A 15510-nucleotide genomic window follows, 5' to 3' on the forward strand; every position below is an offset into this window, starting at 1 on the left:
CATTCTAAATTCGTAGTCCAATCACTGTAGTGTACACTGAGGCAGGGAGAAACTACGGACAACAGATGAACTAGAAAGACACGGCCGCAAAGGTATCGAGCACTATGCATAACTTTTTGAGTCCGATTGTTCAATCAGAGAGTCAATGAGAAGCTCCTATCGAACCGTTCTTAGTGTACATTCTATGCCTAAAAAGTCCATCACCGGGGCTCGAAAGACGGAAAATCAGCACCCTCTATTGTGCAACCCGGATGGATGTACGTTTCCCACGCCTAGTGTAGATCCGGGATCCAAAGCGGCTCTCACGGGTTTTGCTGGCCGCCTATGACTGACGAGCGTAGTCGCAACGATCGACAAACGGAACGGACAGAACTTCCCATCGAACGGGGATTTCCGATTGAGCGCGTGAATGAGCTTGCTGAGAAGGAGGGGCGAGCGAAGATGTATTATCGCCCGATCTACACGATGCACAAGTGGTGGGCACGACGCCTCGGCTGTGTCTTCCGCGCTATTTCGCTCTACACCCTCCTCGATGACCCAGAAAAGGTTGAAGTATTCGAGCCTGGCCATGAAGGGAGTACACTCGCGGATTACGGTGACAATGGCCAGTCCGAGTTCGACATCGCCTCACTTCTTGACCGAGTCGATATAACCGATCCGGAGAGTCTCTGGGAACTCTACCCGAAGGATGTTCGAGTTAAGGATAAGAAAATCCTCGACCCCTTCATGGGTGGCGGCACTTCGCTCGTTGAGGCATCGCGTTTTGGCGCGGAGGTCGTCGGCAACGACTTGAATCCGGTCGCGTGGTTCGTCACGAAGAAGGAACTTGAAGCGGGTCAGACCGATGCCGAAGAACTCGAAGAAGCCTTCGAGCAAGTGAAAGAGGATGTCGCCGACGAGATCACCCAGTATTACCGGACTCCTTGTCCGAACGGAGACCACGAGGCTGACGTGATGTACAACTTCTGGGTGAAAGAATTAGACTGCGTCTCCTGCGGCCACACAGTTCCACTATTCAAAGATTACCGTGTAGCAAAGGGTCGATACGAGAACGGCGATAAGTACAACGTTCTTTGCCCTAGTTGTAATTCGGTTACGCTCGTAGATGACTGGCAGTCTGAGAGCGTCTGCAACGACTGTGGACACGGCTTCGTCCCCAAGGAAGGAAACGTCTCACGCGGTGGGAAATACAATTGTCCCGACTGCGGACAGAAGTACGCGATTACAGATGCCATTCAGGAACAGGGACCGCCCGATCTCCGACTGTATGCGGTCGAATATTTCTGTGAACACTGTGAAGAGACCAGCGACGAGCGAAGTGAGTATAAGGGCTATAAGAGAGTCGAAGACGCCGATCTCGAACTCCTCGAGGAAGCGAAGGAAGAATGGCAGAATCGCGAAGAGCTACACGAATATGTCCCTAGCGAAAAGATACCAGAAGGCGCTATTACCGCGACCTCTAACCTGACTGGGAACGACGTCTTTGCTCACGGATACGAATATTGGACGGACATGTATAACGAGCGCCAGCTTCTCTCGATAGCCAAACTAATGTAATCTATTGAGAAAACAGAGCCTTCACACCGAGATTATCTTCTTTTGGCTCTGACTGACTCTCTCATGTTCCAGAATCTCTTTTCCATCTATAATCAGTCTGCTAACAAAATTGAGGGTGTTTTCCGAATGAACTCCTTCGTCCCGACATCCGAAGCCATCGAGAACAATGTATGGGGAGCGAAGGCGGGTCGCGGTACGTTCGCAAATTCGGTTGACAAGGTTCTCCGTGGCGTGAAGTATGGATCCCATCCAACAGAGAGGTACATTGAGGATGAAGAGACTCGGGAGACGGGGAAGTTCTCACAGCCGATCGGTGAAACCTTTACTCTCCACCAAGGGGATATGAGAAATCTCGAATACGAAAACGAATTTGATGCAGTCATCACGGATCCACCCTACTACGACAATATCATCTACTCCGAGGTCTCAGACTACTTCTATGTCTGGCAGAAGATCCTACTGGGGGACGAATATCCAGGGTTTGATCAGGAACAAACGCCGCGGGCAGAATCAATCGTTACTAACCCGTATCTAGACAAGACTGCTGAAGACTTCGAGACGGAGATCGGCCAAGCCTTCGCGGTTATTCGTCGAGCGTTGAAGGACGATGGCTGTCTTACATTCACCTACCACCATTCTGATTCAGAATCCTGGGGAGAGCTGTTAGCATCATTGTGTGCCAATGGGTTCGAGGTAACCGCAACATACCCAATAAGTGCAGATTCTAATAAATTCATCACAGGTGAGGCAGTCTCGTTTGACATTGCAGTAGTGGCCCGCCCAATCGACAATACAGAACCGGCGTCGTGGAAGTCACTCCGTCGTGAAATCTACCGCACAGCTCGCCGCACTCAAAGCCAGCTTGAAGAGAACCGCGAGTTGTCTCGTGGCGACATCGGTGTGATGGAGATGGGCGCGTGTTTCCGGGAATACTCGAAGCATCATGGGAAGGTCCAACGCGACGGGGCGGTCATGAGCGCGAAAGAGGTCGTTCAAGAGATCTACGGCATCATCCAAGAGGCCAGCGACATCGGCGTCGAGGACGTCTTCATCGACCTCCTCGACACGCCAAGCGCATCCTTCGACGATGTGAACAAGCTCTGCCGTGGGACGAATGCCACTCCAGAAGACCTCAAGGAAATGGGTCTCTACAACCAGGACAACGGTTTCGCGCTTGGCACTTGGGATGACGAGAAGCGGCAGGCGTACATTCAGGAGCGCGTCAACGGCGATGGTGGTGAACACCTCTCGAACCTCGACAAGCTCCAGTTCCTCCGCTACCGCTACGAGCAGGGGAAGACCATCGAGAACTACCTGAACAAGTGGGACATCGATGACGATCTTCGCGAACTCGCTGGTCGGCTCGCCGACGTGACTGGTGATGATACGTATACGCGCGTTCTCGGTGGAAGTCGATCGCTCGGCGAGTTCTAAATACGACATCGGGTACCTTCTTCGAGCTCAATTCTTCACACAACGTATATGACCGCTGCTTGACTTTGCAGACGCATGGATAGTTATGACCTCGTAGATGTCGAGGTCACTCACGAGGAGAACGAGGATCTCTTTGACTCACTGGGTGAGCCCGGTGATGAGCATTTGCAAACGCTTCAGGCAGTTCGTCTCCAAGCTGGCCGACCGGATTCAGAACTGCGGTCACTGAAGCAGCTTGACGAGGACTCGGTCAAGCTCCTTGAACACCAGGTCGACGCTGCATATCGCGCCCTCTTCGAGATGGACGGGAAAGCGCTCCTTGCTGATGAAGTCGGCCTTGGAAAGACGATCGAGGTCGGAATGATTCTCAAGGAGATGCACTTCCGGGACACCGACGACTCGGTGCTGATTCTCACGCCTGCGCAACTGGCCAAGCAGTGGCAGGGCGAGATGCTGGAGAAATTCGGTCTCGAATTCGTGTGCAACTACGACGATGAATTCGAGGGATTCGACGCTCATAACCACATCATCGCGAGTATCGACACGGCAAAGAGCGAGCGCCACCGCGAAACCGTACTCAGCCGTGACTGGGGCGTGCTCGTCCTCGATGAAGCCCACTACGTCAAGAACGAGGAGACGGACCGATACAACCTCATTGACCAGATTTCCTACGACTACGCCTTCTTCCTCACCGCGACGCCGATCCAGAACGAACTCACCGACCTCTACAACATCGTCTCACTACTTCGACCCGGATTGTTCGGGACACGCGACGTCTTCCATCACTACTTCGTCAATAGCAGCCAGGAAACCTTGGTCAATCGCGAGGAGTTGCAGGATCAATTAAACGAGGTGATGATCCGCAACCGACGCGCTGACACAGACATCGACTTCACCGACAGGACCATCGATACCCGAACCTTCGAACCGACCCGCAAAGAGCGAGACCTCTACCAGGCCGTCTCTGACTACGTGCAAGGTGCGTACAGTGAAGACCAGGGTCAGAAGTTGGTGTTGATGCTCCTTCAGAAGGAAGTCGTCAGCAGTCCCGCGGCGCTGAAACAGACTATCGAGAAGCGTCTGCACGACCAGTCTGAACTCACGCACGCAGACGAACTGGAGTCGATACTCGACATTATCGATGACATCGACATGGTGACCAAACAGGAGCGGCTGCTCGACATCGTCGAGGAGGCGCGGGACCACGTCGAGATGGGGCGGGTTATCGTCTTTACCCAGTTCCGCACGACTCAGCGAGAGCTGCTGGATAGACTGGCGACCGAGGGCTACACGGTCCACGTCTTCCACGGTGGCCACTCCAGCGAAGAGAAAGAGCAGATCGTCTCGAACTTCGAGGAAGAGGGCGGCGTACTCGTCTCGACAGACGCGATGAACGAGGGAAGGAACCTCCAGTTCTGCAATATCATGGTGAATTACGACCTGCCGTGGAACCCGATGAAGGTCGAACAACGTATCGGCCGAATCCACCGCATCGGCCAGAAGCGTGAGGTCTACATCTTCAATATGGCGCTGGAGGACACCATCGAAGAGTACGTCCTCGAACGACTGTATCACAAAATCGACCTCTTCCAGCAGACTGTCGGCGAACTCAGCTCAATACTGACCCGACTGGAAGATACGGGGACAAGCTTCGAGGACGAAATCTTCGAGCGCCTGGTCAATGCGGATTCCGAAATCGACCTCGAGAACGACTTCGACGCGATGTCAGTCGACCTTGAGGAACAGCGAGAACTGGCCGAGAAAGTAGAGGAGTTCAACAGCGGCGTATTCCAGGGGTTCGACTTGGGGGACAGCGATGACTGACGCAGCACTGTCGGTGACTCAACGTGCGGTCGAACAGTTCAGCGAGCGATACCTAGAGACAGTCGGGTGCAAGGTCAATAAGAAGGGGAATCAATGGAACGTAACTATCCCAGAAAACGCAGAAACCGGCGTTGCAACTAGTGATCTCACACTGGTATGCTCAACTGGCCCTGACGATGTCGGTGATGATGTGCCGCTCAACCCCGAGAGTTCGTTCTTCGATTCACTGCTTGATGAAGCCGCCGAGAGGTGGCCTACCGGGAAGATCGCCGTCACAGCGGCGGACACTGAGATCACATTGCCGCCCTGGATCGTCAATAGCGAGGCTTCTGTCGAGAGCGCGAATTTCACGCCGTACTACGATCGCACGGCGCTGGTGGTGCTTTTCAGAGTGAGCATCGAAACGGTAAGCGATTATCAGACTGAACTGCTTCGTACCAGTGCGATTGACACTCATTCTAAGGAAATCCTCACGGAACTTGCGGAGACTGTTCTCGGGCATATTGACCCAGAGCAAACGACCATCGACTGCACACCTACTCAGGTATCCTCTGAAGATGCGAGACAGCTCTTGGGAAGTGTCCGTGCTGACATCGTGTCCGATGTCGAGCCCACGATCGACGAGATCCACGAGGCCGCATCTCGATCTGCCGACGCTGAGATCGAGGAGTATCGGCAACTCCAGCAACAGCGTATCGAAGAATTAGAAGAGGAGAAAGAAAACTTGGAGCGCCGAATCGACGACCTCAACGATGCGATTGAAGCGAACGAGGGCCAAGCAGACCGGGCCGAGGCTCTCAAACAACGGCGAGACCTCCGGTCGGAATTGGGGGAAATCGAGACAGAACTAGACGACCTGCGCCAACGCCGTGAGAGAGGGTTTCCCGAAAAACAGCACGAAATCCGGGACCGACACGCTCTCGAAGTTGTGGTTGAACCTGTGACTCTGACCGAGGTCGTATACGAACGAGGAGAAATCGACCTCACACTAACTAATCAAGGACATAGGCAAACGCTGACCGTGGGATACGGTAGCGGCGTCGGAGTTACTGAGGACGTAGAATGCGATCGGTGTGGGGAACATATCTCCGAGGTGAACCCACTTCAGCTAACAGACGGCAGAGTTTGCTGCTCGGAGTGTGTAGAATCAGGGCTATCCGTCTAGTCTGTTAAGGTCGTCGCTGAGTACGTCATCAATCGTTGACTGGGTTGACTCTGCCTCAATAAGTCTCTCCTTGTACGCTGAGCATAGCCAGAATAGGACGCCGTCGTCGATAAGTGGAATCTGATACCCGATTTCCCCTGTACCATCACAGACGACACAGAGTGCGGGTTCGCCATCAGAGCTACCGTCCGATTGGGATGTCATCGGAAAATGAGTCCGGCTCACCATCGCCGACGGTTCCCAGGACTGAATCAGCATCAGCGATTGTGTTCTCGAATTCGTCGCAATCAACGACGCCGAAGAATCCTACTTCACCTTCGTTTACAATAACGAATACTTCCTCTCAATCGGTTAATACAAAGAATTCTGGACGTGGCGAAAGCAAATACCGTCTATTTCATGATACACTATTATACGAGGTTGTCGAGGAGTTGGTGGAGGTTGTTGTCGAGTTCGGAGGCTTGGAGGATGTTGATTTCGTTGTGTTGCTGTTCGTTGATTGAGGCGGTTTGGGTGTCGAGGTCTTGGATGACGAGGAGGCCGTTCCAGCCGTCGCCGAAGATGTCTTCGTTGTTGGGGTCTTCGAAGACGAAGTTATTGTTGAGGCGGAGGAAGGCGACGTATTCGAGGGTTTCTTTGATGCCTTGGCGGATGGTCTTTGTGCGAGTGCTGTTCTTGACTTCGGTGATGAGGTAGTCGTAGCCGTCTTCGGTTTGGACTTCGAGGACGATGATATCCGGTCGGCCAGTGTGGTTCTGGAAGTCCGTGTTGAAGTAGTCACTCGCGACCTTTTGGGCGACGAGCTGAACGCGGTCTGTGCGTGATTGGACGTCCTCAGCGGAATCCACCCCCGTCCGGAAGGAAAGCCCACGGTCGATGGCGGAGTTGTCGTGGTAGAGGACGATGTCTTTCTCGCCGGTGAAGCGAGCGACCTCCTGACGTCCTCGAGTTATGGTTTCGAGTGTGAACGAGCCGTCGCGCATGTCGTCAATGGTGGAGATGTATTTGAAGAGGACGAATAACTCGAAAAGCGTGTCATCGTCGTCGGGCGTAATTGCGGTTTCCTCGAGCAACTCCTTGAGGAGTTCCTCGTCACCATCATGCAAGCGTTGGCGTCGACGGACGAGCTGTGCTGCCTGCCGATAAATCGGCTGGCGTGCGTTCTCAGCTTGCGTGAGCATCCGCTCAGTCGGCTCATATACTTCGGGATCACGAATGCGGTGGATGTGGACGTTGCGCTCGACGATGTCGCTGAGCTCGTCGATGAGTGCGTCGTCGCCACGCCAGGTCTGTTGCACCCATTCGTAGTCGCCACGGAGATACGACTCCGCCGCATTTAGCGTCTCATAAATCACCGCGAGCAAGCGCTTCAGAACGATATTTTCGGGGATGTCGTAGTCCTCGGATCGGTTGTCACAGACGAAGAGGCTGCGATCGTTCGGGTTGCGTGAGTAGCGTTGTTTGATCGTGGCTGACCAATTGATGCGGCCGTCCACTGTTCCATGGCGGGTTCGTGAGATGTTCTCCGTCTCCGTGCGGATTGAGCGGAGGTGCTGGTGGAGGTCACGTACGAACTGTGTGACGTCGTCTTGGAGGATGAAGTGGAGATCGAGCAGGCGTTCGTATTCCTCGAAGCGGTCATCTAGCTCCTCGGGTTTGAGCGCGAGCGCGAGGTCGCGCTCCGGGAACACCCCGTCCATCGCGTACGTGATGATGTCCGTGGTGAGGTGCTCGAGGAGTTCGGCTCTACGCATGGTCGAGGGATTCGATCTGCAGCATATCCTGGCCCGCCCGCTCGAGCACCGCTGCATCAATTTCTGGGACGTCTGCGATTGCGTTGAGGATGTCGCGGCGTTTCGGGACGCCCTCAAGCTGGGGGAAGACGAAACTCACCACCGCATCGGTCAAGCGTTCCTCCAGCGGGCGATGGCCCTGCTCGATGTATCGGAGGATGTCCGCAACGATTGCGGGGCCGATCGAGCGCTGATCGACGGCCGTGTTTGTCGCCCGCCAAACACGCCCCACAGCCAAGCGTTCCTCGGGTGTAGGATCTACGTCCTCCCAGACGGCGACGTATCGCTGGATAACCGCATCTAAGTCCTCATCAGTGGAGGGGAGTGTGGGGACGGCGATGCGGATGAATGCGAAGCGCCGCATGAACGCGTAACTCATCTCGTAGAGTGAGGTCTTGTCGTACGTGTTCATCGTCGCGAAGATTCGCCACGACGCAGGCACCACATACTGATGGGTTGCTGGTAGCCCCGTGAGGTTACTCGCGTTGAGTAGTTCGACCTCTCGACCGTTCTGGCGGAAGGGCAGCTGCACGGATTGCCCGGAGAGCAGCGTGAACAGTTGACCGAATGCCTTGTCAATGTCCGCGCGATTCAACTCGTCAATGATGAGTGGTTCATTCCGCTGGGTGTCGGGGTGCTGGCGCTTGAGCCGATTGAGTACCGCGCCAGGCGAGAACTCGAGGGATTCAGTCTCGGCCTCGGAGTTATTCGGCATGTAGCCACCGACGGTGTCGAACGTCGACCAATCCGCCGTCGCTGTCGTCAGCCGGGAATCCGTATACAACGAAAGATTCGTCTCAACGAGGTGGTTTGCAACACGGCGCGCAACCTCAGTCTTCCCGGTGCCCGGCGGTCCAGTGAACACGATGTGTTTGCCAGCACGGAGCGCACTCTCGATTTGCTGGACGATCTCACGTCCCTGGCCATCCTCAAAGTGCAGTCCCTCCAGAACCCGGTCCGTATCTAGTTCGCCCACGAATTGCTGGGAGAGATCAATTGGCGGAACCGACGTTAATCCAGACGAGGCCATCGCCTCGATCAACACTCGTGGCCGCTCGTAATCGGGTTCATCACCGTCGAGGAATGGTGACGTCGTCCCCGAGACTGCAACGCCATCTCCGGTCTGGGATTCGCAGAGTTCAACAGCAGTCTCATACTCCAAGAGATCGGCAGTCAACGCTTCAAACCGCTCCGGGAGGTCGCCAAGGCTGGTTGCTGCCGTGATCGCACGTTGCTCCTCGAGGGTCGCTGCGTCGCCGGTGAGATACACTGCATCGAAACTCACCAACAGTGGAGACGACGCACCCTCGTGGTATTCGTCCCACCACCACGCCTCGTCATCCGGCTTCTCGCCACGCCGATTGACGATCCCGGCACCGATGAACCCGTGCGGGAATTCCTCGTCGATATCAAGGTCGGTTTGCTGGCTATAGAAGAGCACAACATCGCCCGGCGACAGGGCTGCCCAATCGTCGCGATCAGGCGCTCCAAACCCGATTGTCCCCGTTCGAACACTCGTCAGCCAGTACTCTGGTGGGGCCGTAAACCGATGCACCAACGCATCCTGCTCCTCATCCAGGTACGTCAGGAGCGGATGATCGATATCCAACCCGACACCGCTCGCTTCGTATTTCTCCTCGAAGATGAGTCCAAGCTTCACCTGATTCGCATTCGGCTGCAGCCCAGCCTGGGATTGGACCTGCCGCAACAACACCATGAACACCGTCTTCGGCGCGGACAGCTGATTGAGCGACCCAGCATTAATCTCCTCAGCAAGTTCGGTAAGATCCCCTTCTAATGCTGTATAGAGGCCACGAATCTGGTCAAACCGGACTTCTCGAGCACCATCTACGACCGATCCAGGTTCGAGATTCTGGAGCGCTTGCGTCCAGTCCTCGACCACCGATTCGGCGAACTGGTCGCGAAACCACGCTAAGCGGTCATCTCCCAATCGGTCAAGCCGTTCTTGGATATCCTCGCTGGCCGCAGACACCGAGTCATACCCCTCAACAGGCTCAAACTCGGGCTCATACTCCCCAAAGACGATTCGCTCGTAGTCTGCTCGATCGATCTTAATGATGCCATACTGAATCGGGAACGTCGGCGACAACGCATCCCGGACATCCCCAAAGGAAACCGGCTCAATCTCCTCGTACCCCTCAATCGAGGCGAAATAATGAGTTGTCCCATCCCGCGTTTCAGTCCGAATCTCCCCGATCTCCCCGGTCGCATAGAACGCCTTGTCCTCGAGATACACGAACCGGGCATCCCCAGCCGCATCACGGAGTTGCTTCGACCCCGGGATTCCCTCCTTGAAATGATACTCCTCCGCAGGCGCATCCTCATACTCACCAGCACCCGTCTTCAAAATAAAGTACGACGACACCGCATCCGATGCCGAGTCAGCATCCGTCCGATGCGTTTCAATATACTGTGAAACGGAGCCGAACTCGTCACGAATCCGCTTGAGCCCTTCCTCGTTGAGTGGCTGCAGGCCTAAGGGAAAATCACGGCCGTAGCCAGCGTAGCCGTGGAGTTCCTCTGAGGAGATATCGACTGGAATCGGATCGCCAAGATAGAAGATATACTTCCAAGTGTCATCGAACCCCGGCCATAGCGCCTCAGCGAGATCGGCGTTTTCCTCGGTCGCAAGCACCTCTACCGCATACGTATACTGCGAACCCCCCGTATAATAGAGCAAGTAATCACCCGAAGACACCTGCTTCCAGGTCCCTTCAACCCCCTCTTTCCCACCCCAAATAGAGACAGACTCCCCAAAATTAATCGACGTATGATCCCCATACGTCGATTCTGGAACCCCATCCAGAACAGTCCGCTCAAGATGCTCTTGTGCATCAGCGTTCGAACACGGCGCAAGGAAAACCCGAGTGTCAGCCATTAGCAACACATCCGAGGACCAATGGTTTAACTCTTACATGCGAACCAAGTCGAGATAAAGTGCGTTCAGACCGTAACTTTTCCAATTAACAAGGGGCGTAAGCGGATGAGACTCTCTTAACCTCGAAACCCAGAATCTCCAATACGCGAGAAACCACAGTATTCAGGCAGTAAACCAACATCAGCATTACTTGCCGATTTCTTGTTTACTTTCCTACACCATTTTACAGGGTGAAATTTCCGGTTCTCCACCAAAGCCCGCTCGAAGGCCTCTTCCAAGTCAATATCGCGCAAATCAGCGAACCGCAGCAAGAAAAACACATCAGCCACCTCCCCCCGCTCCAGATCCTCCAAGAGTACTAGTTGTTCGGTCTCATTCTTGAACCGAAATTCGTCAAACAATTCGCTTGGTTCAGTTACCCGGTCAATCCCGAGCACCTTTGGTAAATGAAGACTGCCCTCACTCACCTTACAAACTCTCGCAATTGGCGATTCAACTCATCCAACTTCATACATTACCATTCACCATCCACCCAGTAAGAATACAGGGAAGTAAATTTCCAATTAGCAAATTAGAGAAAGTCGCGTAATATGGTAATGCCCCTTCTTATTAGCAAAGCGGATGTCCTTTTGCCTAACCTTACTTCACAGCAACACTTAATCCGGCAGAGAAAATATGTTTCCTTATCATGTGTGGTGGAGGAAGCAGTAGTTGGAACACTGGATCTGAGTCAAACACTTCGAGAGATGACGGTGGTAGTCCGCAGAGCGTGCCACCAGAGAACGGAGAAGATCCCCAAGATGAACAGGTAGAGGATCGGTGCGTTATCGAGGAACAAACGGAGTTAGATTCTACGAACCCCGATGCGCTTAGGGACTTGTCTGAAGGTGATATTCTACCAGTTGAAGTGCGAGAGGGGGTTCCGAGCTTAGTTGATGAAGACGACAGAGTTGTTGGTACGATCACAGGCGATATTGGAGAAGTATTGGTAGAGTGTATTGAATCTGAGCACAGCTACCGAGCGAGAATCGCAGAGATAGATGGGAGAAGATGTACCGTTTTAGTTGAGAACAGATGTTTCCTCCATAGCCGTGCGACGCTTGCCTCCCCTAACCCGGAGAGATTGAGTGAAGTCTCGGTAGGCGAGGTGTTCTCTGTAGAGATTCAGGATGGAAGCCTCTGTGTTGTGAATTCCCAGAATGAGAGAGTTGGGTCGTTGGCTAAGCCCTGGTCTAACATCATTAAAGGATGTGTTGAATCTGGCTGGGAATATGAAGCAGAGGTTACATCGATTGATGGTGGTGTTTGTGAAGTGGACGTCCGAAATAACCCTTCCAAATAATGATTGTAGCTGGCGGTACATATTTCGAACAGTGCGAGTTCCCGAATGAGGAACAGTTGTGGGGACCTGGTCTAAGAGGCGTCTGTGCAATACAAAATATTTCGGCTGGACAGAATACCCTATACACATGTGCTGGCTCTTCAGAAATGACGAAGATAGATCTGAAATCTTCCTCGTATAACTTCTCTCCTGAGGTGGCTGAGATTCCGGAAACAATCCGATACCGGTATTTACATAATCACTCTAATGGAAAACTTTCAACTCCCCGAGCGAAGTCCTATGGCAAAGAAATTGGGCCTGTCGAGGGAGATTCTATCCTCCGATTTGGACTAATAGAAGGGTCAGTAGTTGTAGATGGAGATCGAGTCGTGTATGATCCTCAATCTGATCAGGCTGAAGAATTTCATGAGAACGGGTCCGACGCAGAGGACTTAGCTCTGGTTCTGAACCAACATGAAGCCAGAGAATATTCCGGTAAGGATTCTGTTCATCAGATGCTAGAGTACCTAACCACCGGAAAGAGCAGTGCTGATGTGGCAGTCATTAAATGTGGTGCTTCTGGAGCTGCGTTAATCGAAAACCAGTACCTCACAAAGCGTCCTCAGTTGAGTCAGTCTGAGGTCTGATTTCTGTTGCGGAGTGCAGTGACCGACCGCGATCTCCTCACAGATCGACGGGAAGCTGTCGCTGTCGGCGGCGCTTAGCCCCCGCCGCGACAGCGTCGCCACTCAGTGCGGGGGCTGTCCCGGTCAGTGGTTAGCGGTGGAATCGGTCGTCAGGTGGTCGGTTCGCGGGGACGGCCCGACGCACCGCAAGGGCCGTCCACGCAGCCCGTTGAACCATATTCACGAACTCCTTGTACGGCCACCACCATAGGCGACGCCCGCCTCGGCGCGGCGTCGCCACGTATTCGTAGTGGAGATACCGCCAAACATTCTGTAGCAGCAGACTCACTACGACGTACAGCAGTCTCACCGTCGCGTCTCGTGTCGTTGTCGTCGCTATCGCTTGCTCGGACAAGCGATAGCTCGATTCGATACCGAAGCGTTTGCTGTAGTGGTATCGCGCTTCGCGTGGCGTCTCGATGAACGGCGCGTCAGCGGCGTAGCCGTGACGCGCTACACCGTTCTCGTCATATCGTCCGTTCAGGTACGTACAGTCGATGTAGACGGGAAACTCGACGGTCCAGCTGTGACCGTCGAGTTTCCCCGTCAGATCGTGTTGAATAATGCGACTCCATCCTTCCGAGAGTTCCTGCTGAATCGCCTCACCCCACTGAATGATTGGGACCACGTAGGCGTAGTTGTGCGCCTGAAGCAGCGTGAGACACTTGCTGTCGTAGAATCCGCGATCAAGGTAGACGGCCTTGACCTCGGTGTCAAGGCCGTCGAGTACACCAAGGAACTCAGCGAGGACGCTGCTAGCGGTGTCGCCGTCTTCGAGACGGCGCACCGCCAGCGTGTAGCGTTTGTTCTTCACACGCGCGTAGAGTGTGGCGTAGGCGTGGAACGAAGTGGTTCCACGCTTCGCTTCCGAGTGGTAGAGAGCGTCTGTGTCGTCTTCATCACCGTAGTAGGGTCGCAGGTGGAGGTCTGCGCAGACCTCCACCTGCTCGGGGAGCAGTTCGACGATGTCTCGTCGAAGAAGCGTGTTAGCGACTCGTTCGAGCCGTTCGGGCTCGAACTTCGTCCGTAGATGATAGAGAACTGTGTTCGCCGATGGCGAGTCTTCACTGGAGTTGCACAGCGTCGAGATCGAGGTCCCGTCGGCGGTCGCGCCGACGAGGACCTCGTAGATGTCCTCTGCACCGATTTCAGCGTTGTTGGCGAGATTCAGAGAAACTTCCTCGTCAAGGCAGTTGACGAGGAAGTTAAGGAGCTGGTCCTCGTGGATTTCATTGTCCGCTTGCTTTGCTTGCTTGGACACAACTCAGCAAGCGGACTCCTTCAACTTGCGAGCTTTGTGAGGTACTGAAAATGGAACCATCCATGAAATCCCGGTTTACGAAACTGAAAGTATCTGGAACATCGGCTCTGGCGACATATTTGCCTCAACGTTTGCAGCTTACTGGGCCGAAAGAGGGTTATCAGCTGTTGACGCAGCAGAGAAAGCATCACTCTCGACCGCCTACTACTGTAGCAGGCGACGACTTCCGATCCTCGAGGAGCCGCTTGAGGTTACTGAGTTTGATCCTAAAATAAGGGAACCGACAATTGGCGAGGAGGGACCGACTGTCTATATCGCTGCGCCTTTCTTCTCAATTGGTGAGCTATGGTTTGTCGAGGAGGTAAGACGGATTCTTATTGAGGAGGGTGCTAATGTGATTTCTCCGATTCATGATGTGGGCCAAGTTGATGGATCTATGACTGCAGAGGAGATCGCAAACAAAGATCTTGAGGGCATTGATAACGCCGACGTGGTTTTAGCATTAATCGATCAGTGTGATTCTGGAACCTTCTTCGAGCTCGGATACGCTAATAATGAAGGTCAGCCGGTAGTTGCCTACGGGAATAAAATAGATCGCAGCGAGTTTACGATGTTGGAAGGCAGTGGTTGTGGATTATATAATGACCTTTCAACTGCCATTTTCAAAACCCTATGGGTGAATTGATGGTTGAAACTGTTCTTCTCTTTTCCGGTGGAATAGACTCCACTTGTCTGGCCTATTCAAAAGACCCTGATTTGTGTGTAACTGTAGATTATGGCCAGGCCCCCTCTGAGGCCGAGATAAGGGCGGCGACGAAGATTACCGACGAACTAGATATTCCTCACTCGATTATTGAAGTGGATTGTAGTGAACTTGGTGCAGGGTCCATGTCTGATCAAGACCAACTGGATGTTGCCTCGACTCCTGAGTGGTGGCCATTCCGAAACCAGCTTATAATTACTGTTGTGGCTACTGAGGCAGTTAAAAGAGGGGGTTCAGAACTCATCGCTGGATCCGTTAAAGACGATCAAGAACACGCAGACGGACGAAAGAGGTTCTATAAGATAATGGACAAACTGCTCTCTTTTCAGGAGGGTGAAATCGGTATTTCTGCTCCTGCAACTGATCAAACCTCTGCCGAACTAATTCAGGAAACGGAGACCCCTTACTCATTACTTGGCTGGGCTCACTCTTGTCACAAGGCAAATGTCCCTTGTGGGGAATGTCGTGGATGCAGGAAACGTCATAGGGTTTTGAGTGAGGCATTTGATGATAGAGTTTGAAATTGGATATGAGAAGAAACGATGGGCTTTGGTTTTCAACACGTAGCGCGCCAGCCCGTAATCTTGTTTGCAGGAGACTATTACAACGTCCGGGGATTGTATGACGAAGACATCGACAGAAGCGTATCAAAATGACTCGCTGTTTGAGTCTTATCGTATTCGCAGACTGTGAATGAGTGATAACGTGTATCTGATGCTGGCTAATTGTTGAGATGCCGATGTGATGTGTGACGTATTCTTCTTTAAATGTACCTCGTTAAGGTATATGTCGGTGTTTCGCCACCCA

Annotated in this window: 10 protein-coding genes and 1 pseudogene; 7 read left to right on the forward strand and 4 right to left on the reverse strand. The window is 53.4% G+C overall.

Going from position 1 to position 15510, the window contains the following annotated elements; genetic code table 11:
- Positions 1-324: 324 nt before the first annotated feature.
- The 3 genes and pseudogenes from LPA46_RS19250 (at position 325) to LPA46_RS14475 (ending at position 5980) form a co-directional block, all read left to right on the forward strand.
- Positions 325-2991 (forward strand): annotated as a pseudogene (locus tag LPA46_RS19250) (DUF1156 domain-containing protein).
- Between the two features lie 75 nt (positions 2992-3066).
- Positions 3067-4815, forward strand: a complete 1749-nt coding sequence (locus tag LPA46_RS14470) for a DEAD/DEAH box helicase (RefSeq protein WP_230893094.1) — start codon at positions 3067-3069, stop codon at positions 4813-4815.
- A complete protein-coding gene (locus LPA46_RS14475) occupies positions 4808-5980 on the forward strand; it encodes a hypothetical protein (RefSeq protein ID WP_230893095.1) in 1173 nt (390 codons plus the stop codon). Before LPA46_RS14470 ends, LPA46_RS14475 begins: the two co-directional genes overlap by 8 nt.
- Before the next feature lie 410 nt (positions 5981-6390).
- Here the strand turns inward: LPA46_RS14475 and LPA46_RS14480 are convergent, their stop codons facing one another.
- The 3 genes from LPA46_RS14480 to LPA46_RS14490 all read right to left on the reverse strand — a co-directional run bounded on the left by LPA46_RS14480 (position 6391) and on the right by LPA46_RS14490 (position 11139).
- Positions 6391-7734, reverse strand: a complete 1344-nt coding sequence (locus LPA46_RS14480; protein WP_230893096.1) for a hypothetical protein — start codon at positions 7732-7734, stop codon at positions 6391-6393.
- Positions 7727-10672 (reverse strand): AAA family ATPase, encoded by a 2946-nt coding sequence (locus LPA46_RS14485; RefSeq protein ID WP_230893097.1) that lies wholly within the window; start codon positions 10670-10672, stop codon positions 7727-7729. Before LPA46_RS14485 ends, LPA46_RS14480 begins: the two co-directional genes overlap by 8 nt.
- Before the next feature lie 116 nt (positions 10673-10788).
- The gene (locus LPA46_RS14490; RefSeq protein ID WP_230893098.1) at positions 10789-11139 is read right to left on the reverse strand and encodes a nucleotide pyrophosphohydrolase; all 351 of its coding nucleotides are present in this window, start codon (positions 11137-11139) and stop codon (positions 10789-10791) included.
- 302 nt (positions 11140-11441) lie between these two features.
- On the opposite strand from LPA46_RS14490, the gene LPA46_RS14495 reads away from it, so the two are divergent.
- Both LPA46_RS14495 and LPA46_RS14500 read left to right on the forward strand, forming a co-directional pair.
- On the forward strand, positions 11442-12014 hold the full coding sequence (locus LPA46_RS14495) for a hypothetical protein (protein ID WP_230893099.1): 573 nt from the start codon (positions 11442-11444) through the stop codon (positions 12012-12014).
- Positions 12014-12640, forward strand: a complete 627-nt coding sequence (locus LPA46_RS14500; protein ID WP_230893100.1) for a hypothetical protein — start codon at positions 12014-12016, stop codon at positions 12638-12640. The genes LPA46_RS14495 and LPA46_RS14500 overlap by 1 nt, the downstream gene beginning before the upstream one ends.
- A 130-nt stretch (positions 12641-12770) precedes the next feature.
- Here LPA46_RS14500 and LPA46_RS14505 read toward each other — a convergent pair whose 3' ends face one another.
- Entirely contained in the window at positions 12771-13940 is a 1170-nt protein-coding gene (locus LPA46_RS14505; RefSeq protein WP_230893101.1) for an ISH3 family transposase, read from the reverse strand.
- Between the two features lie 313 nt (positions 13941-14253).
- Between LPA46_RS14505 and LPA46_RS14510 the strand changes: the two genes are divergently transcribed.
- Together LPA46_RS14510 and LPA46_RS14515 are read left to right on the forward strand one after the other, a co-directional pair.
- Entirely contained in the window at positions 14254-14625 is a 372-nt protein-coding gene (locus tag LPA46_RS14510; RefSeq protein WP_330166347.1) for a nucleoside 2-deoxyribosyltransferase, read from the forward strand.
- Positions 14625-15224, forward strand: coding sequence for a 7-cyano-7-deazaguanine synthase (locus LPA46_RS14515; protein WP_230893102.1), 600 nt, complete (start codon positions 14625-14627; stop codon positions 15222-15224). The genes LPA46_RS14510 and LPA46_RS14515 overlap by 1 nt, the downstream gene beginning before the upstream one ends.
- Positions 15225-15510 lie beyond the last annotated feature (286 nt).

This window comes from Halobacterium sp. KA-6, assembly GCF_021029015.1.
Taxonomy (GTDB): domain Archaea; phylum Halobacteriota; class Halobacteria; order Halobacteriales; family Halobacteriaceae; genus Halobacterium.